Origin of the sequence: Pseudomonas sp. FH4, from assembly GCF_000510915.2 — a bacterium.
GTDB lineage: Bacteria > Pseudomonadota > Gammaproteobacteria > Pseudomonadales > Pseudomonadaceae > Aquipseudomonas > Aquipseudomonas brenneri.
The window spans coordinates 125,741-148,769 of record NZ_AOHN01000024.1 but is presented as its reverse complement, the minus strand read 5'-3'; the positions used below and the strand labels follow the sequence as shown (position 1 = coordinate 148,769).

Sequence of the window (23,029 nt, the reverse complement as noted above, 5' to 3'; positions counted from 1 at the left end):
CTCGCTCACAGCCGGGTACCACTGGAGATCACCGAGCTGTAGGGCATTCGCGGTTTGCCTGTTGGTATTGCCGTCGATCCAAGTCGGGAGACTCTCTATTGCTCCTGCGAACAGGCTGGCTGTCGCAACAGAGTAACTGCCAGTGTTCGTGGACTGGAGGCATACGTAGCGCACGGCAGCGCCACTGGGCAACCTACGCCAAGCCACTACCTCGATACAGTCCATGGCGCTCACCGGAGCCTCTACGGTGGGACTCAATAGCGGTTCCACATGGGCATCTTCCGCTGCTTTGAGTCCTCTGTTAGGCGCTCCTGATTTGTGAACAAGATGTTTCAACTGCTCACGCGAGGCGATTATCTGGTCGCGTAGCTCTTCGGGGTCGAGAGACATGCCGCCCCGGTCGGTGACCGAAAGGGTCTTCAGGCTGTTCGCTGCCAGGATAAACTCGCGTTCTCGAGTTTTCTCTCGCTCAGGGCGGCGGTCGGGGCTGATTAGGTTCCGAATGCTATTTAGGAGCTTCAAAGACAGTCCTAGTAAGGATGAGCCGATCTCAATTATACATCCCCCAAACGTTTATCATCTCGAGCTTGGATAAAGCGTCCTCGTCAAAAAGGAACGATCCACAGTGCCCAAGCCACGCCAACGGTCTTCGTTGTTTCTTAGGTATTGAGCCATCTCATCCACATCTAGGTCATGAGGCGCATCCATGAGAGTGTTGAGCCTCTGGAGCGTCTGTACCGGCACGCCCATTTCCTCCAAGCCAGCCAGGCCAGATGGGAGGTGGTAATGTTCAAAAACCCCACGAAGTTTTGAATAATCAATCTTCGCATTAATATTACGCCTCTTAGCATGCAACTTAACGACATCCTCAAGAATACCGAGTAGTTTTGGAACTGTGTACCCCAGAATATTGACCACCACCTTGAGGTCATCATTAATACATGTGGAAAGATTATCGACCTCGCCCTTCTCTAAGCGCGCCTTCGACTGAACAATCTGTGACTTAAAGTATTCTGCGTACTGAGGGGTATACAGATAACTTGTGAGTTTTGCATGGATAACCGAACTATTCTTGGTTGGGATCCGCACTCGGCGAAGCGCGCCGGATTGGAACCTCGTAAGTGCCTCAGCCAAAACATTGAGAAACTCACCTGAAGGCATCCAATGGAAGATGGTGGACTGAAAGGATTCCTCAAATAACATCTCAACATAAGAATACAACTCTCTGAATGCCTCCAGAGTGAATGAGCTATGGCGCCTCAACAAGTCCACACCAAATTCATCGATATTTTCGTCTCGTTCGAATCTGGACTGAGAGTAATCGCTAAGATGCTCAGGCTGAACGCCAACTAGAAGATTCATTGGCGTCGTATCATCTTGAATTCCGAGAGGGATATCCACCTCTTGGTTGAATGAGTCCTGGGGAATCGACTCTAGGCAATAAACCTTTCCTACGAAATGGACACCCATGCGACCAGCGCGCCCCTTGATGTTGCCATGTGTGAATTTATCAATGCTAAAATTGCCATCCCTGTTGTCATGTATCACAACATTTTTTGCAATCGTATTCACCCCCTCGATTATCGTCGAAGTACAAATAAGGTAGTTAATTTTTCCCTGATTAAAAAGATCAATAGTGTACTGCTGCAAAGCACGCGGCAACCCCCCAAAGTGAAGACCGATTCCGCTTCGTAGAGCGACACAATAATCCCAATCAGAATCGTACTCTTGGGCGACCCAGTCGAGATGAGGGCTATGAAACTCAGTACCAAACCCATGCTTGGCTAAAGACCTTGCAACTCCTCCAGCAACAGCAGAGGATTTACAGTAAATTATTGTCGCTTCACCACGACACAGGTCTGCAATAGAGAGAACCGCTTCCTCTTTACCTTCCTCATCATTAGGAGACAGGTCGAAGGACTCAACATCCAAAGCCACGGTATTAAAATCGGAGGAGATGAAGGTATACTCGAAGCCGAGACTCGCTAAGCCTGTCACACTGTTAATAAAAGGCCCGGTCATATAAAACTGCTTAGATGCCTTCAACAGCTTACTCAAAGCGATATTAAGTTCGATAACTCGCTCATTTTCATAGTCTATCTTCCCACTGGCCCGCTGCTGAAATGCAAGCTTGTAGAACTCATCAATTACGAAGAAATCAATTCCGATAATATCCTGTCGTTCATTAACCCTTTCCTGCGTGAGAACGTAAATCACCTTATCACCATTCGCTTCCTGAGAACTGTGATGGATGATTTGATAGAATTCGCCGAACCGCTCCTGAAGGCGCCTGCGCGTTTCGTCGGCTAGCGCGATAGTAGGAACAACTAGAACCACTCTACTCACTATTCCCAAGCCAATTATCGAATCTACAATTGCGCTCTTCCCCATGCTGGTCGGTGCACTTAGAACAACGTTGCGTCCAGATCGAAGCAGTTCAAAAACTTGAAACTGCATTGAATGGAAAACAATTTCATCCGAAAAAGGAGTCTGATAGATCCCTAAAGCCGCTTTTTCGCTGACCGTTACCTCTTGGAACTCTTTCTTCAAATACGGATACAGCCCAGACTTGCGTACCAGGTTGCGAAGCAAAGGCGTGTAGTTCGTAAACTTCAGCCTAGCGTCCAAGGCTCGGATAACTAAATCCCTACCCATATGCAATGAAACGGGATTCGACAACAGCTTGTCAGCAGCATGAAGATAGCTAAATGCTGATGTTCCTTCTGTTTCGAGCAGAAGCCGAGCAGTGTCGTAAATCCTGTTCACATGTCATCCCTCATTTTCTTTTCCACCAACCCACATAAATCGTCAAAGCTTGGGGCAGGATAGAGATAGAGCTCGAAATTAAATTGTGAATATTCCGGACTCTTGGTGATATCGGAAATAAAATCAACGAAGAGGTCATAAGCTTCCTGGTACAGGTTAGCCTCATGACCTTTAGTCTCAGGAATAGTGAGCAAACTTGACTCATAGCCGAAAAAAATTACAAATCGAAGGCGTTCCAAATGATCTTCAAACGAATTGCTGGTATCTAGAATATCATCGATATCGTGATTAAGTAGATATGAGTCTTCCTTGACATCCAGAACCTTTTCTCTCACTCCATCCAGACCGCTTACAATATCATTGTACAGTGTATCTCTAAGATCATTTAAAACCTGTGATAACGTCTTGGCTTTTGTTAACTTGCTGATCCCAAGCCATAACTCATCACCTCCCTTAGCACGCTGTACGATGTGAACATTTTCAAAAACCCGCATTTCATCTTTAGAATCAAGGTAGAGGGTAGCCGGAATAGGCTGACTGTTATGTCTTAGCCTCATGACCGAATGCAGCAATGCATTTCCAAGAAACCGCTCAAGGTCTCTGGCATTATCAGCGAGACGTGACCTCAATAATTTGTATTTTTCCGTAGCAGTCGAACTGATGAAGTCGGCAATTTCACCTGGTCTCAACAGGAGCTCGTCAAACCAACAACAAATATTCTTCGCGATGTGCTCATAGCGGTACTGCCCCATCTGATAACGCTGATGTAGGGCAAGCCCATTCCTGGTTGGAATCGGACTTAAAAAAGGCGCCTGAAGTTGAATTAATATATCTGGCAGTTTGCGATGAACATAAACTTTGCAATGAGAATTTCCGCGATCATAAAATAAGACCTCTGCCTTGAACCAAGCAAGAAAATTATCTCTATGGTAGGTTTTGTCATCTTCAACGTACACACGCCTATCGAGCGCACTTCTTTTAGTCATAGCTACTAAAATATTAACCCAGATACTTTCAACCATTGAATCCGAACTTAGAATTACGCCATACAGGTTAAGGGCAGCATTTCTGATATTACTAAGACCTGTAAGTTCTACTTGCCTTAAGCTAGGTATAACCTCCCAAGAACAAGAGTCAACCCAGTCGGATATAGAATTGCCTGCTGGCGCAACATATTTTCGCAATTTTACGTCGAGCTCATCGATCAGGCTTTGTCGGCCAGGCTTACCGTCTCGCTTTGAGAGCTCAATTTCTAAGTAGTCGAGTGGCGCTTTACAGTCTCTAGGAGATAAGATCCGAAACTTGCATTTCTCAATAGGCGTGAATGCACACTGCATTGACTTGTGCACAATTGAACTGTTGGCAATAAGCTTTTTATCAGCTCCACGAGTACGACTTGTAACCGTGCTAACAGACCAGCGAGGCTTGTCAGAAGTCTTAACTTGAACGAACTCAGTATGCGTATCGTATAGGATATCGATGTCGTCTGTAACTTCGCATCTGACAGCCTGGATCTTCTTGTTGAGTAGCATCTGGGTTACGAAAAGCGCCGCCGCACAGTCCTGATACAAGAATCCAAGCTTGGCTGCTACGCCCCCCGCATTGCTTGAGTCCATCACCTACTTCCATGGTTTTTGATGCCCAAGGCTATGGGAAAAGACATGTGGCGTCCACGCCTAATGGCCTTAGGCTATTTCGCCTGCGACGTGAGGAGAAAAAGCGGGCAGAACGTGAGGCTGATTTGGCCCGAAAGTCACGGCTTCCTAGGCTTGGCTTTGGCAGTCGCCTCAGCCACTAATGGATCTTCGGGCCAGTAGTGTTTCGGGTATCTGCCTTTAAGATCCTTCTTCACTTCCACGTACGTTCTACGCCAGAAATTGGCTAGATCTTGGGTAACCTGTACAGGCCTCCGCGCCGGCGACAAAAGATGCAACGTCAGGGGCTGTTTACCTTGGGCAATCCGAGGTGTTTCTGACAGACCAAAAAGCTCCTGCAGCCTCACAGCCAATATCGGAGGATGCTGCGAATAGTCGATTCGGATATTCGACCCAGATGGCACCTGAATCGTCTGGGGTGCTTGAACCTCTAGTTCCTGTGGAAGCGGCCAAGGCAGAAGATTTCTGACAATCGATGACAGATCCAGATGGCTGAAGTGACTGAGCCTCGTGACTTTGCCCAAGTACGGTGTGAGCCACTCTTCCAGCGTGTCCAGAAGGTTGGTATCGCTGAGATCAGGCCACTTGCTTTCTGCTTGGCCATTTTGGATATCCAACTGACGTAGCAGATTGACCCGCGCCTGCCATTGGCGCAACTCAGGGTTCCAAGGCAGAAGCTCGATGCCCTTGCGCCTCACCAGATTGACCAAGGCTAGCGAACGAGCTTGCTCATCAAGACTTGGCAAAGGGGTTACGGACAGCACCAACTGCCCCACCTTGAGTTGCCGCTCAGCCTTGAGTACCCCCTCCCTCTCGTCCCAGTCAACCTCATCGACTGACCTTACAAGGTCAGCCAGCTCGTCATCGAACAAGGCTGGATCGAGATCGCTCGCTAGGTAGATCCGCTCCTCGCGCTGCCCTTGCCGACTACCCAGATCGGCCACTACTAGCCACTCATGTTTAGTGAGAGCATCGGGCTCTGAAAATACAGCAGCCCGCCCATTAGAGAGACGGTACTCAGAAGCACTTGCACGCCTCTGGAGACCGATTCGGTCAGGGTAGGCGAATGCCAGTAGACACCCTACCCATCTTGGGTGATCGGGTTCGCTGACTGGATGGACGGCACTCCCACGTAGCAGGGATCGATACTGCCGAGCAGACTGCTTCACGCGCTGAAATGAGCCATCGCCTCGACGTGAATGTTGTTCGCCGGATAATGCACTCAGCCTGGTGTGAAGATCAGCACCCGCACCACGCAAGATGTCTTTCTCACCGAGCAGCGCCGCGATGTTGCAAGCAAGGTCATCCAGCCCCATCGCGTTGCCTTTAATGAGCATGTGAGCGATCCGTGGATGCGCTGGGAGCTTGCTCATGGCTGATCCGTGTGGTGTGAGCTGTCCAGCATCGTCGAGTGCGCCCAGGCGCTTCAGCAGGTCTCTACCTTGGCCGAAGGGAGCTGATGGAGGTTGGTCGAGCCAGGTCATCTCCTCCGGCTTCATTCCCCACCGGGCCAATTGGAGAGCCAGGGCTGCAAGATCAGCCTGCAAAATTTCAGGGGTACTGTAGCCAGCCATTTGTTCGTGCTGCGACTCAGACCAAAGGCGATAGCAGATACCTGGTTCCAATCGCCCTGCCCGTCCTGCACGCTGAGTAGCACTGGCCTTCGAAATACGCTGTGTGTCGAGCCGGGTCATTCCACTGCGAGGATCGAATTTCGGCACTCGCTCGAGACCACTGTCCACCACCACTCTGACACCTTCGATGGTCAAGCTGGTCTCCGCGATGTTCGTGGCCAGTACGATCTTCCGGGAGCCTTTGGGTGCCGGGTCTATCGCAGCACGCTGAGCATTTAAGTCGAGGTCGCCGTATAGAGGACATACGATTACCTCTGGACGACCACTCAACTGCTCCTTGAGCGCCTCAGTCACCCGCCGAATCTCTGCCTGCCCAGGAAGGAAAACCAAAACGCTTCCCGACTGTTCGTTGATGGCAGCCAAACAGGTGTCAGTGACTCGCGCATCCATACGCTCGCCCGGCTGATATGGACTGCCCCAAACCGGTACGACCGGATACATCCGGCCCTCACTGGTGACCACAGGCGCATCATTCAGCACTTTTGAAAGGCGAGCACCTTCCAGCGTTGCGGACATCAGAAGCAACTTCAGTGGCGGCTCCTCACGCAGAAGCTCACGAGCACTCACGCACAGAGCCAGTGCAAGGTCGGAGTCGAGGTTTCGCAGGTGGTATTCGTCGAAGATCACCACACCCACTCCATCAAGCGCGGGGTCATCTTGAAGCCGGCGAGCCAGGATGCCTTCGGTCACTACTTCAATCTGGGTTCGTGGGCCTACCTTGCTTTCAAGACGAATGCGGTATCCGACAGTCTCACCAACCTTCTCACCAAGCTCACTCGCCAAACGTTCAGCGGCGGCCCGAGCAGCCAATCGACGAGGCTCGAGCATCAGGATCTTCTGATCACCGAGCCAAGGCTCGTTCAGTAGTGCTAGGGGCACTCGAGTGGTCTTGCCAGCACCAGGAGGAGCTTCAAGGATTACTTCGTGGCGGTTGGCCAGGGCCTCTCGTAGGTCTGGCAATACGAGGTCAATAGGTAGTGAAATCATCGAGGCTCCCAAATCAGGGAAGCAGTATACGACGGGGGATCAAGCGAGGAGATTAAGCCCCCAGACTGAGACGGCGTTGTTTGAGAGTTTTTGACAAGAAAGTGATGGTTTCTGTGCATTCAGCAAAACGTGGAACTCGTCGAAGATCAACAGGCCTACGCCATCCAGCGCCGGGTCATCCTGCAGGCGACGGGTGAGGATGCCTTCGGTGACCACTTCGATACGGGTATTGGGGCCGACCTTGCTGTCCAGGCGGATCCGATAGCCAACGGTCTCCCCGACCTTTTCCCCCAGCTCGCTGGCCAGTCGCTCGGCGGCGGCGCGGGCCGCTAGCCGACGAGGTTCAAGCATCAGGATGGTTTGCCCAGCCAGCCAGGCTTCATTCAACAGCGCCAACGGAACCCGTGTGGTTTTACCGGCACCGGGCGGTGCTTCAAGCACGGCTTCATGGCGCGTCGCCAAGGCTTCACGCAAGGCGGGTAAAACATCATCGATTGGCAACGAATTCATACTGGCTCCAAGGCAGAGCGGCGAGTATAACGGCGAACTGCTGGATATCGATGGTCTCAGAGGCGATGCCATCTCCCTATGGAATGCGCTCCCACACTTAGACCTTCATATGATGGCTGCGGAGCTTGATCCGTCCGGTGACTTCAGCCACCAACGGATCATCCGCCAGTAGTCTTTTGGGAGAGATAAACAGGCATATAGAGAGTAGAAGCTCTTTAATACCCTGAAATGTTTCATTGCCATTCAGTGCCAAGCTGCTAACTGGCGCCACAGCCAACACTAAGTGTTGCTAATAAAGGAACAAGCAACACACCCCTTTATTAGTAATAAACCACGCCCCTCCAACAAATTCTTTACCCACCCCAACTAACACCAAAAAATCAACATACGAATAGACCTACAAGCAATTGCTTGACAAGCTTTTATAGGAAGGAACAAAGTTGCAAACCTAATAAAGAAACAGTGTTCCAAATAGAGGAACAAAAGATCATGCCGCTGAAAACACTAGATATTTCCTTGGAGCTTTTAGGGTATTTCACTGCTCACCACCCTAGTTGGGGTGTACGGGAGATGAGCCAACAGACAGGGCTGTCTCCGTCCGCTGTCCAACGGATCATGTCGACCCTTGCGAAAAAGGGGTTCCTTCGACAGCAACCTGAAACACGACGATATGAATTGGGTGTCCGTTTCTGGGAGCTCGGAGTTCTGTACCGGGATCGCTTACAGCTTTGCGACGCCCCGGCGACATGGCTCCAGGAGGTAGCCCTGGGCCAAGGCGAGACCGTCTACCTGAACTTCCTCGAAAACCGCACCGCCGTATGCGTGCAGGTTGCCAAGAGTAGCGAACATGTCCAATTGAACATCAATCCGGGCGAACGAACGCCGTTGCACCTGGGGTCACGGGGAAAAGCAATGCTAGCGTTCCTGCCTCGCGATCAACAAATGGCCATTCTGGAAGATGTATTCGCTCCAAAGTCTGGCGCCGACCGTGAAACACGCAAAACGGCCCTCCAGGAGGATTTGAAAAATGTTCAATCATCGGGGTTTTCCATAAGCCGAAGTGAAAGGCTCTCTGATGTTGTTGGACTGAGCTTCCCTATCTTGGATATTCGAAACCTTGTCATCGGTTCGGTGACCATTGGAGGCCCGAACTCCAGAATGACTGACAGCAAGTTAAATACATGCCTTCCTGTCATCAAGCAACTTTCCAACAAGCTTCAAGACCACTTCCGGAATTTCTTATGATAATTACGGCTAAAGAAACCTCAAACCCAGTGAGCATTAATTCCATTGGCTCTTACTTTGTAGGCGGGCATCATGTCGACTATTGCGACAATCCCATGGAAGAGTACGTATTGGCCCCAAACGGAGTGCCAGTCAAGATCAACCCCAATGGTACGGCTTGTGTTGGGCAGATGTATGTACAGTTTGTCATAAATGCGTCAGCTCAAGACCGCCCCCCCATAGTCTTTTGTCATGGTGGGTCTATGACCGGCGCAGTATGGGAATCAACCCCTGATGGGCGCCCTGGTTGGTTGAACGACTTTCTGAAACGGGGCTGGTCTGTTTTTAATATTGATGCGGTAGAACGGGGAAGGTCTGGCTGGGCACCACGAGAAGATGAGTTTTCGGAACCGGCATTACTGCGGACTCACCAGGATACGTTCACACAATTCCGGATAGGTAAACGTGTCAGTGACCTCTGCGCCAGCAGCTTACAGAGGGCTGCATACCCGCACTGCCAGTTCCCGCTCCATGCGTTTAAAACGTTCATGAAGCAGATTGTTCCTCGCTGGGCAGCTACCGACGAGCTTACCCTGAACGCTTACGTTCAAATGCTCAAGGAGTTGGAACAACCGGTCGTATTGATCGCTCATTCGCAGGGTGGCCATTTTGCTATTCGTGCAGCTGAATTAGTACCACACAAAGTTGCAGCCATTGTGGCGATAGAGCCCTCTCAGGCCGGTACGAAAGAAGGCATTGAAAAACGCCTGCTAAAAGAGACTCCGATCCTCACGGTATACGGGGATCACTTGCCCCTGGATGCACGATGGCCGGCCATCAGAGCGCGAACTGACGCCTATTTCCACGCCCTGGCTTCTGCTGGAGGACGTGTTGACGCATTGGACTTGCCCGAACAAGGGATATATGGAAATTCTCATTTACCAATGCTTGAGAAAAACAATCTGACCATATCCGGATTAATCGACAACTGGCTCGTCGACCGACTTTTATAAAAAACCACCCGACTTCGGGCCTGACTGCTTGGGATGAAATCAATATGACACAAGCACAGCAAGATATTGAACGCGGGGTAATGAACAAGGTCGCGTGGCGAATCCTTCCATTCGTTACACTGGGATATTTCCTTGCCTCACTTGATCGGGTCAACATTGCATTTGCCGCATTGCAGATGAAATCAGATATTGCCTTGAGCGATGCCGCGTTTGGCTTTGGCGCAGGCCTGTTCTTTATTGCTTACTGCATTTTTGCGGTACCTGCAAACATGCTTCTTGAACGCTTTGGTCCTGTTCGCTGGCTAGCATTGACCATGGTTTCCTGGGGTCTCGTCAGCAGTTGCATGGCCGCGGTTTCTGGGCCGTACTCATTCTATATTCTCCGGTTTTTACTGGGTGTCACTGAAGCGGGCTTCTTTCCCGGTGTCATCTACTACCTCACCCTGTGGTTTCCGAGCGGTCATCGCAGCCGGGCGGTGGCGATCCTGATGATTGCCTTGCCGCTATCGAGCGTCTTGGGCTCGCCTTTGTCGGCAATGCTATTGTTGCTCGACGGCTGGTTTGGAATGCGTGGCTGGCACTGGCTTTTCATCATTGAAGGCTCCCCAGCCATTTTCTTGGGCATTGCAGCCTTGTGGGTTCTCCCTCATAGCGTAAGTAGAGCCTCGTTTTTGACTGAGGGAGATAAAACCTGGCTGTCAGGCCAAGTTGAAAAAGTTCCAACCGAAAAAACTCGTGCCTCTTTTTCTGATATTTGGAAGCTTTTCTGCAACAAGTATGTTTTGGCACTTACTCTAATCTATATTGGCGGGACATCTGTCACGAACGGCCTCTCGTTGTGGCAGCCGCAGATCATCAGTACTTTCAACCTCACCACCATGCAAATTGGCTTTCTTAATTCTATTCCTTTCGCGTTTGCAAGTGTCGCCATGTACTTTTGGAGTAGCCACTCCGATAAGACAGGGGAGCGAGTCATGCACTTGGCAATCCCTCTAGCAGTAGGCGCAGTTGCATTGACCAGTATCATATTTGTCAATGCGCTCATCCCGACCATTATCATTTTATGCATTGCAATCAGTGCCGCCTCAATGATCAAAGGGCCATTCTGGGCGCTCGCCACCGAGATGATTCCTGCTCGTAATACCGCGATGGCGATTGCCCTTATCAATGCGCTGAACAACCTTGGAGTATTTGCCGGGACTTATCTAATAGGCATCATCAAAGGGCATACCGGCAGCTTCACCTATGCATTGATTCCGTACCTGGCTATCTCTGTCGTCGCTTGCTCGCTTACCCTATGGCTGGGCCATCGCAGGCAAGCCAGCCCACGCATTAGATAAGAGGCACCCGGTAGATATGTTTTATAGTCACGCCATAAAGTGTTCAGGAGAGTCCCATGCGTATTGCTTCCCGTGTCATCGGCGGTGTTCTGGCCGTCACCTTGTTGAGCCAACTGACCGCCTGCGGTTCGATTTTCTATCCTGACCGCCGTGGCCAGATCGACGGCAAGATCGACCCGACGATTGCCGTACTCGATGCGCTCGGCCTGCTGTTCTATGTCATCCCCGGCCTGATCGCCTTTGGTGTGGACTTCGCCACCGGCGCCATCTATTTCGAACCCGGCAAGACCGCCCAGGTCGCGCCAGAAAAACTGCAACAAGCCATCGGCGCCGACGGCAAGGTGGATAACACCAAGCTGCAAACCATCATCGAGCACGAAACCGGCCGCAGCCTGCCGCTGGACGACCCGCGCCTGATCCAGTTCAAGGGCAGCGTGCAACAACTCGCGATGCTGGGCCTGCAACCGGCTGCGTAAGGACTTGATCGCCCCATGACCACCAGCACCGAACACGCCCGGCTATTGCGCCTGGCCACCCGCGCCTCGGTCGGCGTGGCCAGCATCCTGATTATCGGTAAAGCCGTCGCCTGGTGGTTCAGCGGCTCGGTGAGCATGCTCGCCGGGTTGACCGACTCGCTGCTCGACGGCGTGACGTCGTTGCTCAACCTGCTGGCGGTGCATTACGCCCTGCGCCCGGCCGATGACGACCACCGTTATGGCCATGGCAAGGCGGAGTCCCTGGCGGGCATGGCCCAGGCGCTGTTTATCGCCGGCAGTGCGGTGCTGATCGCCTTCCAGGCGTACCAACGCTTGCAGCACCCCGAGCCTGTGGGCGCACCCTGGCTGAGCATTGCGGTGATTGTGCTGTCGCTGGCGCTGACCGTGGCGCTGCTGATCCTGCAACATCGGGTGATTCGCGAAACCGGCTCGAACGCGGTGCGCGCCGACTCGCTGCACTACCGCTCGGACCTGCTGCTCAATGGCAGCATCCTCCTGGCGCTGGTGCTGGCGGCCTTTGGCTTGCATCAGGTCGATGCCTGGTTCGGGCTTGGGATCGCCGCCTACATCCTGTGGAGCGCGATCCAGATCGCCCGGGAAAGTTTTGCCGTGCTGATGGACGAGGAACTGCCGGCCGAGGTCAGCCAGCATATGCTGGAACTGGCCCGTGGCGTGCCCGGCGTGTTGGGCGCCCATGACTTGCGCACACGGGTTTCCGGCAATCACTGGTTTGTGCAGTTGCACCTGGAATTACCGGGGGAGTTGAGCCTGTTGGTGGCCCATGGCATCAGCGACCAGGCCGCCGATGCCATCCAGAAAGCCTACCCGCGGGCTGAGGTGCTGGTGCACGCCGATCCGCAGGAAGTGGTTACCGGCAACAAGGCCTAGTAGGTCACCTGATAGCCACGGCTGCCCAGGCAGTTGCCCTGGGCCTGGCGGTAGGTTTGCACCACCGCAGGCGCGGGGGCGTAGGTGACTGTCTGAGGATCGAAGCCACTCTGCTGTACCGCCCAGCGATAGCAGTCATAACCGTCCTGCTGCACTTGGGCGGGTGATTGGCCGTTGACGGGATAGGCGACCACGTCATAACCATTGCCCTGGGGCGCCGGCTGTGGCGGCAGACTGGCGACTGGCGGTTGCACCACCACGTACTGCTGGGTGCTGGTCTCATAGCTGTAATAGGCGCCGGCGGCGAGGAAAAACAGCGCGCTGCCCACCCACACTTCCCGCGCATAGTCCGGCAGGTAATGCACACGAATCCCATAGGGAGGTGTGACCACTACATAGCGCGGGCCCTGGGGCCGATACCAATAACCCCCGGAGAAGAAATAATCCTGGCCACGATAGGGCACGCGGTAATTGCGATCGGGGAAACGCTCCACCGTGTACCCGGGCCGATATTGTGGGCCCGGGCCCCAGCCATTGCCGTGCCCGTCGGGGCGACCCGGCCAGCGGTTGTCATTGGGGTGGCCGTTGTAGCCAGGACGCGAACCGGGGCCGCCGGCTTCCCAGCGCGGGTTGCCATCGTTGCGCCGGGGAATGTCACGGTAGTTACCCTGGCGCGGCTCCTGGGTCTGGTTCACGGAATCGGGGCGGGCCTGGATCGGCAGATTGCTCCCGGCCTGGGGCGCCGGGCGCGAAGGTTCATTGCCTTGGGGGCGAGCTTGCCACTGGCCATTTTGACCGCTCTGGCCATTGCGCTCGAAATGCTGATTCTGTGGACGTGGCTGAGTGTTTTCCGCTCGCGGCGGGTTATTCGCCGGGCGCCCACCGCCTTCGGGGCCACGCTCTCGCTGCCCGCCACCACCGCCCTGCGGGCCTTGCCCCTGGCGGGGTGAGTTGTCTCGCTCGTCAGCCATCACCTGCGTACCCAAGGTGACCATCAACACACCTACACCTGCCAAACGCCAGATGCGCTTCATGCTATTCCTCACTGCGGATTAGGGCCTATGCATGAGACTGGAAAAGCCGGGCCCGGTTCTGCCACAGGTTATCAGCCAGCCGAACATTTTTCGTCGGCAAAAGAAAAGGGGTAGCCCGTCGGCCACCCCTTGAGAACTTCGTCCTGGCTCAACGCTTATGACGTTGGCTCACCTCACGCCGTCTTGTGGACAGTGTGCAGCCCGGGGGCCGGCACAACCCGGTGGGGTTGGCGGGCCGCAGCCGGCCTGATTCGGCGGGCTGCAGTGGACTGTATGTCCGGGCAGTGATTCTGTTGGTAATCATAGGCGTGAAGCCCCGATAGATGATTGCGAAGATTGCGTCAATAAACAGTGCTTGCGCAATTTTTAACCCTGGATAGATAATTCGCAGCAATAGTTACGATAAAGGCCATCTCAATGAGCAAACTTGACCGATACGACCTGAGTATTTTGGCGGAATTACAGCGCGACGCGAGGATCTCCAACCAGGAGCTGGCCGAGCGCATCGGCCTGTCGCCTTCGCCCTGCTCACGCCGGGTCAAGCAATTGGAGGACGACGGCTACATCTCACGCCAGGTCGCCCTGCTCGACCGCAAGATGCTCGGCCTGAGCCTCACGGCCTACGTGCTGATCGGCATGGACCGACACACACCCGAGCGTTTCGAGAACTTCGAAGCGGCCATCCGCACCTTGCCGCAGGTGCTGGAATGCAGCCTGGTCACCGGGATGGATGCCGACTATCAGTTGAAGGTGGTGGTGCCGGATATGGATCACTATCAAAAACTGCTGCTGGGCCACCTGACCCGGATTGAAGGGGTGACCAGCGTGCGCTCAAGCTTTGTGCTCAACCAGGTGCTTAACAGCACGGAGTTGCCGTTGACTCACCTGCGGACCTAAGACTCACCACCAACCCCATGTGGGAGCTGGCTTGCCTGCGATAGCGGTGCGTCAGTCAATGCATTCGGCGACGGGCACACCGCTATCGCGAGCAAGCCCGCTCCCACATCTGGATTGTGTTTCAACCGCTGGATCTGTGTGCGACGTACCGACGCAGGTCAACTTTGAACGTGCCTCGCTGCCTTATACTTCGCGCCTGCCTTTGTCGGAAACTGCCCAATGAATTCGATTGACCCCGTGCTGTTTGAAGAGTGGATGATGACCGGCCTGGTCACCATCCTGATCATTTTCATGGGCTTTATCGTCTGGGACCTGGCGAAAAAATCCAAAGCCGGGCGCTTTGGCTCGATGATTCTGTTCTTCGTGCTGGGCCTGGGCGTGGCCGCGTTCATCATCAAGAGCGTGGTGATCGGCCTGATCGAATCCGGGGCTTTATAAACGCGCCGGTACTTCGCGGTACTGGCCTTGGCCCAGGCCTTCAATCGACCAATCGCCGATTTTTACCCGCACCAGGCGCAAGGTCGGCAAGCCCACGGCGGCGGTCATGCGCCGTACCTGGCGGTTGCGTCCCTCGCGAATCACCAGTTCCAGCCAATAGGTCGGCAGGTTTTTACGAAACCGCACCGGCGGGTTGCGCGGCCATAGTTCTGGCTCATCCAGTCGCCGGGCTTCAGCCGGCAACGTCATACCGTCATTTAATTCAACGCCAGTGCGCAGGCGTTGCAGATGCTCCTCGGTGGGCTCGCCTTCCACTTGCACCCAATAGGTTTTCGCCAGCTTGTGCTTGGGGTCGGCAATCCGCGCCTGCAACTGGCCATCATTGGTCAGCAGCAACAGGCCCTCACTGTCCCGATCCAGGCGCCCGGCCGGATAGATCCCCGGAATGTCGATGAAATCCTTGAGGGTCGCGCGCCCGCCTTCATCACTGAACTGAGTCAGCACGTCGAAGGGTTTGTTGAACAGGATCAACTTCGGCTCGGCCGGCGGCGCCTTGGCAACACGGCGAGCAGCGGCATGGGGAGGTTTCACGCCAGGGCGGCGCGAGTCGGGACGGGCAGGACGGGACATGGCAACGAAACATCTAACGGTCAGGACCGACCATGCTAGTGGCCTGACCGTTAAATAACCACCCCGCTATTTAGCGGAACGGCGGCTCGTCAAAGCTGCGCAGTTTGCGCGAATGCAACGAGTTGAGCTCGGTGCGCAACAAGTCCACCGCCTCGATACCGATCTTCAAGTGTTGACTGACAGCACGCTCATAGAACGCGTTGGCCGAACCTGGCAACTTGATCTCACTGTGCAGCGGTTTGTCCGAGACGCACAACAACGTGCCGTAAGGCACTCGCAAACGGTAGCCTTGGGCTGCGATGGTGCCGCTTTCCATATCCACCGCTACGGCACGGGACAGGTTGATCAACGGGCGTTCCTGGGCCCAACGCAGCTCCCAGTTGCGGTCGTCGTAGGTCAACACGGTGCCGGTGCGCAGGCGCTTTTTCAGCTCTTCGCCCTTCTCGCCGGTGACATTGGCCGCCGCTTGCTGCAACGCCATCTGTACTTCGGCCAGGGCCGGGATCGGGATGTTCGGCGGTACCACGCGGTCGAGAATCCCGTCGCGACGCATATAAGCGTGGGCCAGCACATAGTCGCCGATGGTCTGGGATTGGCGCAGGCCGCCGCAGTGACCAATCATCAGCCAACAATGTGGACGCAATACTGCCAGGTGGTCGGTGATGTTCTTGGCGTTGGACGGGCCGACACCGATGTTGACCAGGGTTACGCCGTGGCCGTCGCTGGCCTGCAAGTGGTAGGCCGGCATCTGGTAACGGTGCCAGACCACGCCGGCGGCAATGGCAGACGCTTCGCCATGGTCCATGTTCTTGTCGATGATCACGTTACCCGGCAACACCATGCGGATAAAGCGTGGGTCACTGCGCAACTGTTCCAGGCCATGGACGATGAACTGGTCGACATAGCGGTGGTAGTTGGTCAGCAGAATCCACGGCTGCACATGGCGCCAGTCGCTGCCGGTGTAGTGCACCAGGCGGCGCAGGGAGAAATCCACGCGGGCCGCATCGAACAGCGCCAGGGGCAGTGGATCGGTGTTTTCCCAATCATAAAGGCCGTCGGCAATGCCATCGGTGGCAGCGGACAGATCGGTACTCGGGAACACCCGCGCCAGGGTCGCTGCGGTCACGCCGGAGCCGGCCAACTCGTCGCCCTGCTCCACCACGTACGGGTAAGGAATGTTCTGCTGGCTGACGCCCACTTCTACCGTCACGGTGAAGTCGTGCATCAGCGGCACCAGTTGCTCCAGCAGGTATTTGCGGAACGCTGCCGGGTGGGTGACGGTGACGCTGTAGGTGCCCGGCAACTGGACCTTGGCATAGGCCCGAGTGGTCTGTGGGACTTCGCCATGGCAGTGGTAGGTCAGGCGCAGTTCCGGGTAGCGAAACAGTGCACGTTGTGCGGCGTCGGGTTCGACGCGATCCTTGAGGTATTGCTTGAGGGCCTGATTGAGCGCGCTGGTGGCCCGCTCATGCAGAGCCGCCAGCCGGTCCACGGCTTCTTCGGCGGTTTGAACGACAACAAAAGCTTCGGTCACGGTAGGCTTCCTGTTTTCTTACGTGCAGGAGGCCATCTTGCCTGCATCGCTGCCAGACGCAAACTCTGAATTGGCATGCCCACCCATGATGAATGCAATCCCTGTAGGAGCTGGCAAGCCAGCTCCTACAGGGATTGCGTTTAGGCAGGGGTTGAGCGGGCGACGATGGCCTGCACATCCACCCCCCGTGGCAAGGTGCCGTACACCCGCCCTGATGACTCACCCAAGCGGCTGGCCATAAACCCATCGCTGACACTGGCATTGCCCGCCTCCAGCAACAACTTGGCCTGCAACGCCACGGCGATATCTTCGGTCAGTTGCCGCGCCCGGTACTGGATGTCCTGGGTGTCCATAAACGCCGATTTCAATTGCTCGATATGCCGCGCCAGGCGTTTATCGCCATGCCCATCGCCCAATTCGACAAACAATGTCTCCAACACCCCAGGCTCTTTCGACAAGGCCCGCAGCACGTCCAGGCATTGCACGTTGCCAGAACCTTCCCACGTCGAGTTGACCGGCGCCTCACGGTACAGGCGCGGCAGGATGCTGTCTTCGACATACCCGGCGCCGCCCATGCATTCGGCGGCTTCGTTGATCATTGCCGGCGCGCGCTTGCAGATCCAATACTTGCCCACTGCCGTCACCAGCCGTGCGAACTTGGCTTCCTGCTCATCGCCCAGATGGTCCAGCGCCCGGCCCATGCGCAGGCTCAAGGCCAGGGCCGCCTCGCTCTCCAGGGCGAGATCGGCCAGCACGTTTTGCATCAAGGGTTGTTCACTGAGCACGCGGCCACCGACCGTACGATGGGCACAATGATGGCTGGCCTGGGTCAGCGCCTGGCGCATCAAGGCGCTGGAACCGACCATGCAATCGAAACGGGTCATGGCGACCATCTCGATGATAGTCGGCACACCTCGGCCTTCTTCGCCGATCATCCAGGCCAGGGCGCCACGGAACTCGACTTCGCTGGAGGCGTTGGAACAGTTGCCGAGTTTGTTTTTCAGGCGCTGGATATAGAACTGGTTACGCGTGTCGTCCGGGCGGTGCCGGGGCAGCAGGAAACAGGTCAGGCCCTTGTCAGTCTGGGCCAGGGTCAGGAAGGCGTCGCACATCGGCGCCGAGCAGAACCACTTGTGCCCCACCAGTTCATAGGGCTGGCCAGGGCCACCGGCACCCACGGGGTAAGCGCGGGTGGTGTTGGCACGCACATCGGTACCGCCCTGCTTCTCGGTCATGGCCATGCCGATGGTTGCACCGGCCTTATGGGCAATGCCGACGTTGCGGGGGTCATATTCGGTGTTGAGGATTTTCGCCAGCCAGGTGTCAGCCAGATCCGGCTGCAGGCGCAGGGCCGGCACGCAGGCGAAGGTCATGGTCAGCGGGCAACCGGTGCCGGCTTCCGCCTGGCTGTGCAGGTAGGTCATGGCGGCGCGTGCGACATGGGCGCCAGCCTGGGGATGGGCCCAGGGCAATGACGGCAAGCCATGTTCAACGGCCGTGCGCATCAGTTCGTGATAGGCCGGGTGGAACTCCACCAGGTCAATCCGGTGGCCATAACGATCATGGCTGTTGAACACCGGCTTGTTCTGATTCGCCAGGAACCCCGCCGCCATCAGCGGCCCGCCTGCCAGGGCGCCGTAGGCATCAATCCGCGCCTCGGCCCAGCCCGCGCCAAAGCGCCGCGACCACTCCTGCAAGGGCAGGTCGAGGCGATACAGGTTGGCGCCATCCAATGACGGCGGCTGGTTGGTAACGTCGTGGGTTTCGGCGAACGGGTGCAGATTCATGACGGGCCTCCTGATAAAAGGCCAGCTTCAGTGAGGCCTTCATTTCAGTTAAGCATCGTCACCGCGCTTAAAAAAGTGGCATATACGCCTAACTGCCGGCGCTTTCACCCTCTAACGGACACAGCAGGCGCCGCTGCAATACCGCTTGCAACAGCTCAAAACGTACCGGCTTGACCAACTGTTCGGTAAGGCCAACGCCGTGGCAATGCTGGCGCGCACTGCCTTGCAGTGAGTCGCTCAAGGCAATCACCGGCAGTTCGCCACAGCCTGGCAAGGCCCGGACCTGGCAGCACAGGGAGAAACCATCCTCGGGCACATCCAGCAGCACCGCATCAAATGCCGCGTCCTGCAACATCGCCAACGCCACCGGGCCGCTGCCTGCCACTTTCACCCGGTAACCCAGCTTGAGCAACATCCCGCGCAGGACCAACTGCGTGACGCTATTGTCATCCACCAGCAATACCGTGCAATCCTGGGGCGAGCGCTGCCAATCAACCACCCGTGCCGGCTCGGGCGGCACCGCAATCACGGCCACTTCCAACTGGAAGCGACTGCCTTTGCGCGGTTCGGAATGATGGGTCAGGCGCCCGCCGAGCAATTCGATCAACTGCCGGCAGATCGCCAGGCCAATGCCCAGGCCGCCATATTCACGGGTGGTCGAGCCGTCCACCTGGAAGAAACGCTGATACAAAGTTGCCTCATCCAGGTGGGCAAAACCAATACCGGTATCGGTGACGATAAACGTCAGATGCAAATGACCATCGGCCCGGGGCAGTCCCACCACGCGCACGCGCACCGCGCCTTCGTGGGTAAACTTGAACGCATTATCCAGCAGGCACTCCAGGCACTGCATCAGTTTGCCAGCATCCCCCTCCAGGCGATCCGGCAACTCGCCCGCCACGTCGATGGAAAACTCCAGCCCCTTGCCCTGGGCGTTGCCCAGGAACTGCTGGCGCAAGGTATTGAGCACCCCGCGCAGGCTGAACACCTGCGGCTGCGCGCCAAGGCGACCGGCCTGAAGCTCGGTAAGGGTGAGGATGCCGTTGACCATGCGCATCATGTCCCGCGCCGAACCGGCGGCGGTGTGCTGGTACTGCGCCAGGTCCCCGGACAGGGGCACGGTCTGCATCAACTCCAATGAACCGATCACCCCATTCATCGGCGTGCGCAGTTCATGGGTCAGGGTCGCGAGGAATTCGTCTTTCAACTGGTTGCTGTGGGCCAGTTGCTGGTTGAGCACCTCCAGTTTCTGGCTGGCCTCAAACAGGATCTGCGCCTGTTGTTCGCGCATTGCGTTGATGCGGTCGGCCAGGGCCAGGGACAACAGGGCGACTTCAATGGCCGAGCCGATCTGGCTGGAATACATGGTGAAAAACACATTGGGCAAGTAGCCCAGCACCATCATCGTGTTGACCACCCCGCCGATCAGGAACGCCGACCAGGCAATGATGAAATACCGCGCCACGCGCTGGCCGCAGCACCAGGCCTTGATCCCGGCGACAAAAATGGTCACGGTAAAAATCAATGCCAGCGCAGTCGCCAGGCGCAGGGCCAGGGCGTAGCTGGTCATCAGCGACAACAACATCACCACCGCCCCCGTGCCCACCAGCACCAGCAACAGCCGGTCCAGCCAGCGACTGTAGAGGGCGGTATGCAGGAAGCTGCGGGCAAACAGGCTGCCGAACAACGCCGACGCGCCGATCAGGAACGGCGTCGCCGCATTCGCCCACCAGGGGTTGTCGGGCCAGAAATACTCCACCGCCGCGCCATTCACCGAGAGCTGGTACATGCCGAACGAGGCGATATAGAGGATGTAATAGAGGTAGCTGGTGTCGCGCACGCTGAGGTAGATAAACAGGTTGTACACCAGCATGCCCAGCAACACGCCGTAGATCAGGCCCAGCACATACAGGCGCAGCGGCTGATCTTCCAGGTAGGCGGTGCTCGACCACAGGGTCAGCGGCGCCTGGATCGAGCCTTCGCTTTGCAGGCGCAAATAGAGGGTTTTCTGCTCGCCGGCCTTGAAGTCGACATTGAACAGGTAGTTGTTCTGGCGAATCTCGCGGCTGGCAAACGGCAATGCATCACCGGTGCGCCCGGCCAGTCGGTAGGCGCCGGTATCATCAGGGACGTACAACTCCAGATGATCAAGGGGCGGATAGGCCAGCTCCAGCAACCAGGTGCGCAGGGCCTTCGGATCCTTGGGCAGGTAATGCAGGTCGACCTTGAGCCAGAACGCCGAGCGCGAATAACCAGCATTGAGGGTGTCTTTATCATGGCGGGTGTAGCGATCGGCCAGTGCCGCAGAACGGGCGTCGGCGAGAGTGACGCTGCCACTTGGATCTTCGAGTACTTGCATGACCCGGCCCAGGGGAAGGCTGCGGGTGGTTTCATTGAACTCGACGGCGCCGGCCAGCATCGGCAGCCCGCACAAGAGAAACATCAGCAAATAGCGCATAGAGCCCCAGCGTGGCCTGTCCGGTTATGTCAAAAGCCCCCCATTCCTTTTGAGAAGACGTACACCGACGATACATTAAGTTGTTTGGATCCACTCTAGCATAGCCGGTAAAGGCCAAAAGACACCATTGAAATAATTTTTTGAAAGGCTCTAGGCCGGGGCTTTCAGAGCGATAACTGCCAGAAATAAATAATGGCCTATAGCCACTTTTCTTGATATTCCGAAGCAAAATACAAGCACTGCCCGACAGCCACGCAAAAAGCGTTTGGTGGTAAGCTCGCGCACCATGAATATCTACAGCTCTCGCCCTGTTGTCCTCTGTCTCTCCGGCCATGATCCCAGTGGTGGCGCCGGCTTGCAGGCAGATATCGAAGCCCTGCTCGCCCAAGGCTGTCATGCGGCTCCGGCCGTGACCGCGCTGACCGTGCAGAACACCGTGAATGTCAGCGATTTCCGCGTACTCGACCGCGAGTGGGTGCTGGCCCAGGCCAATGCCGTGCTTGGCGACTCCGAAGTTGCAGCGGTCAAGTTGGGCATGCTCGGTTCCACCGTCATGGTCGACACCGTGGTCGAACTGCTCCAGCAGCACCCGCATCTGCCGGTAGTCTGCGACCCGGTGCTGCGCGCCGGTGGCGGTGGCAGCCTGGGCAAGGACGAGGTCGGCTATGCCATGCGCGAGCGGCTGTTGCCCTTGTCGCTGATTGCCACGCCCAACCTGCCTGAAGCGCGCATCCTCGCCGAACTGCCCGAAGGCACGGCGGACCAGTGCGCCGAGAAACTGCTGCCATTCATCAAGCACCTGTTGATCACCGGCGGCCACGGCGACGAGCATGAGGTGCACAATCGCCTGTACAGCCGCGACGGCACCCGCCGCACCTTCACCTGCCAGCGCCTGCCCGGCAGCTATCATGGCTCCGGTTGCACCCTGGCCAGCGCCCTCGCCGGCCGCCTGGCCCAGGGCGAAGGCCTGGCCAGCGCCGTGGAGTCGGCACTCAATTACACCTGGCGCACCCTGCGGGACGCCGAACAATTGGGCCAGGGGCAGTTTGTGCCGCGTCGCCTGCCACTGGATTTCTGTTCGTAATATCAAGGGGCCTGCTCGATGAAACTACGTGGCCTGTATGCCATTACCGACAGCCAACTATTGGCCGGTAAGTTCCTGTCCTACGTCGAGGCCGCGCTGGAAGGCGGCGTGACGTTGCTGCAGTACCGCGATAAAAGCAGCGACGAGGCCCGGCGCCTGCGCGAAGCCGAAGCCCTGCGTGAACTGTGCTCGCGCTACAAGACCCAGTTGATCATCAATGACGATGCCGAACTGGCCGCGCGCCTGGGCGTCGGCGTCCACCTCGGCCAGACCGACGGCCCGCTGACCCCGGCCCGTGCGTTGCTGGGGCGCCATGCAATCATCGGTTCCACCTGCCATAGCCAGATCGAACTGGCCGAACAGGCCGCGCGCGAAGGCGCCAGCTATGTCGCCTTTGGCCGTTTCTTCAATTCCAGCACCAAACCCGGCGCCCCGGCAGCCACCCTCGAAATGCTCGCCCAGGCCCGCGCCCGCTTGCAGGTGCCGATCTGCGTGATCGGCGGTATCACCCTGGAAAATGCCCCGCCCCTGGTCGAGCACGGCGCCGACCTGCTGGCCGTGGTCCACGGCCTGTTCGGTGCCGACAGCCCCCAGGAAGTGACGCGCCGCGCCCGCGCCTTCAACGAACTCCTTAAATCCTGAATTCAGAGAGC

The 23,029-nt window shown here is 56.5% G+C and carries 18 protein-coding genes and 1 pseudogene; 9 read left to right on the top strand and 10 right to left on the bottom strand.

Translation table 11 applies throughout. The annotated features are described in order from the left end of the window. Positions 1-576: 576 nt before the first annotated feature. From H097_RS19360 to H097_RS19345, 4 genes and pseudogenes are all read right to left on the bottom strand, one after another. Positions 577-2,766: a DEAD/DEAH box helicase gene (locus tag H097_RS19360; protein ID WP_050593409.1), complete on the bottom strand. Its 2,190-nt coding sequence runs from the start codon at positions 2,764-2,766 to the stop codon at positions 577-579. Beyond that, on the bottom strand, positions 2,763-4,382 hold the full coding sequence (locus H097_RS19355) for a dsDNA nuclease domain-containing protein (RefSeq protein ID WP_032861740.1): 1,620 nt from the start codon (positions 4,380-4,382) through the stop codon (positions 2,763-2,765). The genes H097_RS19360 and H097_RS19355 overlap by 4 nt, the downstream gene beginning before the upstream one ends. Before the next feature lie 137 nt (positions 4,383-4,519). Beyond that, a complete protein-coding gene (hrpB, locus tag H097_RS19350) occupies positions 4,520-7,042 on the bottom strand; it encodes an ATP-dependent helicase HrpB (RefSeq protein ID WP_032861738.1) in 2,523 nt (840 codons plus the stop codon). A gap of 129 nt (positions 7,043-7,171) precedes the next feature. Then, positions 7,172-7,552 (bottom strand): annotated as a pseudogene (locus H097_RS19345) (DEAD/DEAH box helicase); the annotation flags it as partial. 489 nt (positions 7,553-8,041) lie between these two features. On the opposite strand from H097_RS19345, the gene H097_RS19340 reads away from it, so the two are divergent. Genes H097_RS19340 through H097_RS19320 form a run of 5 tightly spaced genes read left to right on the top strand, consistent with a single transcriptional unit; the run spans position 8,042 to position 12,514 of the window. After that, positions 8,042-8,797: an IclR family transcriptional regulator gene (locus H097_RS19340; RefSeq protein WP_139115658.1), complete on the top strand. Its 756-nt coding sequence runs from the start codon at positions 8,042-8,044 to the stop codon at positions 8,795-8,797. Beyond that, on the top strand, positions 8,734-9,789 hold the full coding sequence (locus H097_RS19335; RefSeq protein ID WP_082445639.1) for an alpha/beta fold hydrolase: 1,056 nt from the start codon (positions 8,734-8,736) through the stop codon (positions 9,787-9,789). Before H097_RS19340 ends, H097_RS19335 begins: the two co-directional genes overlap by 64 nt. Before the next feature lie 44 nt (positions 9,790-9,833). Further along, on the top strand, positions 9,834-11,129 hold the full coding sequence (locus tag H097_RS19330) for an MFS transporter (RefSeq protein ID WP_032861731.1): 1,296 nt from the start codon (positions 9,834-9,836) through the stop codon (positions 11,127-11,129). 56 nt (positions 11,130-11,185) lie between these two features. Then, positions 11,186-11,605: a hypothetical protein gene (locus H097_RS19325; protein WP_032861730.1), complete on the top strand. Its 420-nt coding sequence runs from the start codon at positions 11,186-11,188 to the stop codon at positions 11,603-11,605. A 15-nt stretch (positions 11,606-11,620) separates the two neighbouring features. Further along, a complete protein-coding gene (locus H097_RS19320) occupies positions 11,621-12,514 on the top strand; it encodes a cation diffusion facilitator family transporter (RefSeq protein WP_032861729.1) in 894 nt (297 codons plus the stop codon). On the opposite strand, the gene H097_RS19315 is transcribed toward H097_RS19320, so the two are convergent. Continuing rightward, complete coding sequence (locus tag H097_RS19315) at positions 12,511-13,548, bottom strand: DUF6515 family protein (RefSeq protein WP_032861727.1); 1,038 nt, start codon at positions 13,546-13,548, stop codon at positions 12,511-12,513. The genes H097_RS19320 and H097_RS19315 overlap by 4 nt on opposite strands. 417 nt (positions 13,549-13,965) lie before the next feature. Between H097_RS19315 and H097_RS19310 the strand changes: the two genes are divergently transcribed. Both H097_RS19310 and H097_RS19305 read left to right on the top strand, forming a co-directional pair. After that, complete coding sequence (locus H097_RS19310; protein WP_003176264.1) at positions 13,966-14,445, top strand: Lrp/AsnC family transcriptional regulator; 480 nt, start codon at positions 13,966-13,968, stop codon at positions 14,443-14,445. Positions 14,446-14,673: 228 nt separating this feature from the next. Continuing rightward, positions 14,674-14,883, top strand: coding sequence for a DUF2788 domain-containing protein (locus tag H097_RS19305; RefSeq protein WP_032861950.1), 210 nt, complete (start codon positions 14,674-14,676; stop codon positions 14,881-14,883). On the opposite strand, the gene H097_RS19300 is transcribed toward H097_RS19305, so the two are convergent. From H097_RS19300 to H097_RS28330, 5 genes are all read right to left on the bottom strand, one after another. Continuing rightward, positions 14,878-15,513 (bottom strand): pseudouridine synthase, encoded by a 636-nt coding sequence (locus tag H097_RS19300; RefSeq protein WP_032861726.1) that lies wholly within the window; start codon positions 15,511-15,513, stop codon positions 14,878-14,880. The genes H097_RS19305 and H097_RS19300 overlap by 6 nt on opposite strands. A gap of 70 nt (positions 15,514-15,583) precedes the next feature. Beyond that, positions 15,584-17,047 carry an AMP nucleosidase gene (amn, locus tag H097_RS19295; RefSeq protein WP_032861724.1) on the bottom strand — a complete coding sequence of 488 codons (1,464 nt, stop codon included), beginning with the start codon at positions 17,045-17,047 and terminating at the stop codon, positions 15,584-15,586. A gap of 140 nt (positions 17,048-17,187) precedes the next feature. After that, positions 17,188-18,834, bottom strand: a complete 1,647-nt coding sequence (locus H097_RS19290; RefSeq protein ID WP_032861723.1) for an acyl-CoA dehydrogenase family protein — start codon at positions 18,832-18,834, stop codon at positions 17,188-17,190. Between the two features lie 88 nt (positions 18,835-18,922). Next, positions 18,923-21,292, bottom strand: coding sequence for a 7TM diverse intracellular signaling domain-containing protein (locus tag H097_RS19285; protein ID WP_032861721.1), 2,370 nt, complete (start codon positions 21,290-21,292; stop codon positions 18,923-18,925). Further along, positions 21,225-21,689, bottom strand: a complete 465-nt coding sequence (locus tag H097_RS28330) for a hypothetical protein (RefSeq protein WP_162237653.1) — start codon at positions 21,687-21,689, stop codon at positions 21,225-21,227. The genes H097_RS19285 and H097_RS28330 overlap by 68 nt, the downstream gene beginning before the upstream one ends. Here H097_RS28330 and H097_RS19280 point away from each other — a divergent pair. Together H097_RS19280 and thiE are read left to right on the top strand one after the other, a co-directional pair. Then, complete coding sequence (locus H097_RS19280; protein WP_032861720.1) at positions 21,579-22,376, top strand: hydroxymethylpyrimidine/phosphomethylpyrimidine kinase; 798 nt, start codon at positions 21,579-21,581, stop codon at positions 22,374-22,376. The two genes, H097_RS28330 and H097_RS19280, sit on opposite strands and share 111 nt — an antisense overlap. Before the next feature lie 18 nt (positions 22,377-22,394). Beyond that, positions 22,395-23,018 carry a thiamine phosphate synthase gene (gene thiE / locus H097_RS19275; RefSeq protein WP_032861719.1) on the top strand — a complete coding sequence of 208 codons (624 nt, stop codon included), beginning with the start codon at positions 22,395-22,397 and terminating at the stop codon, positions 23,016-23,018. The last annotated feature ends 11 nt before the right edge of the window (positions 23,019-23,029 follow it).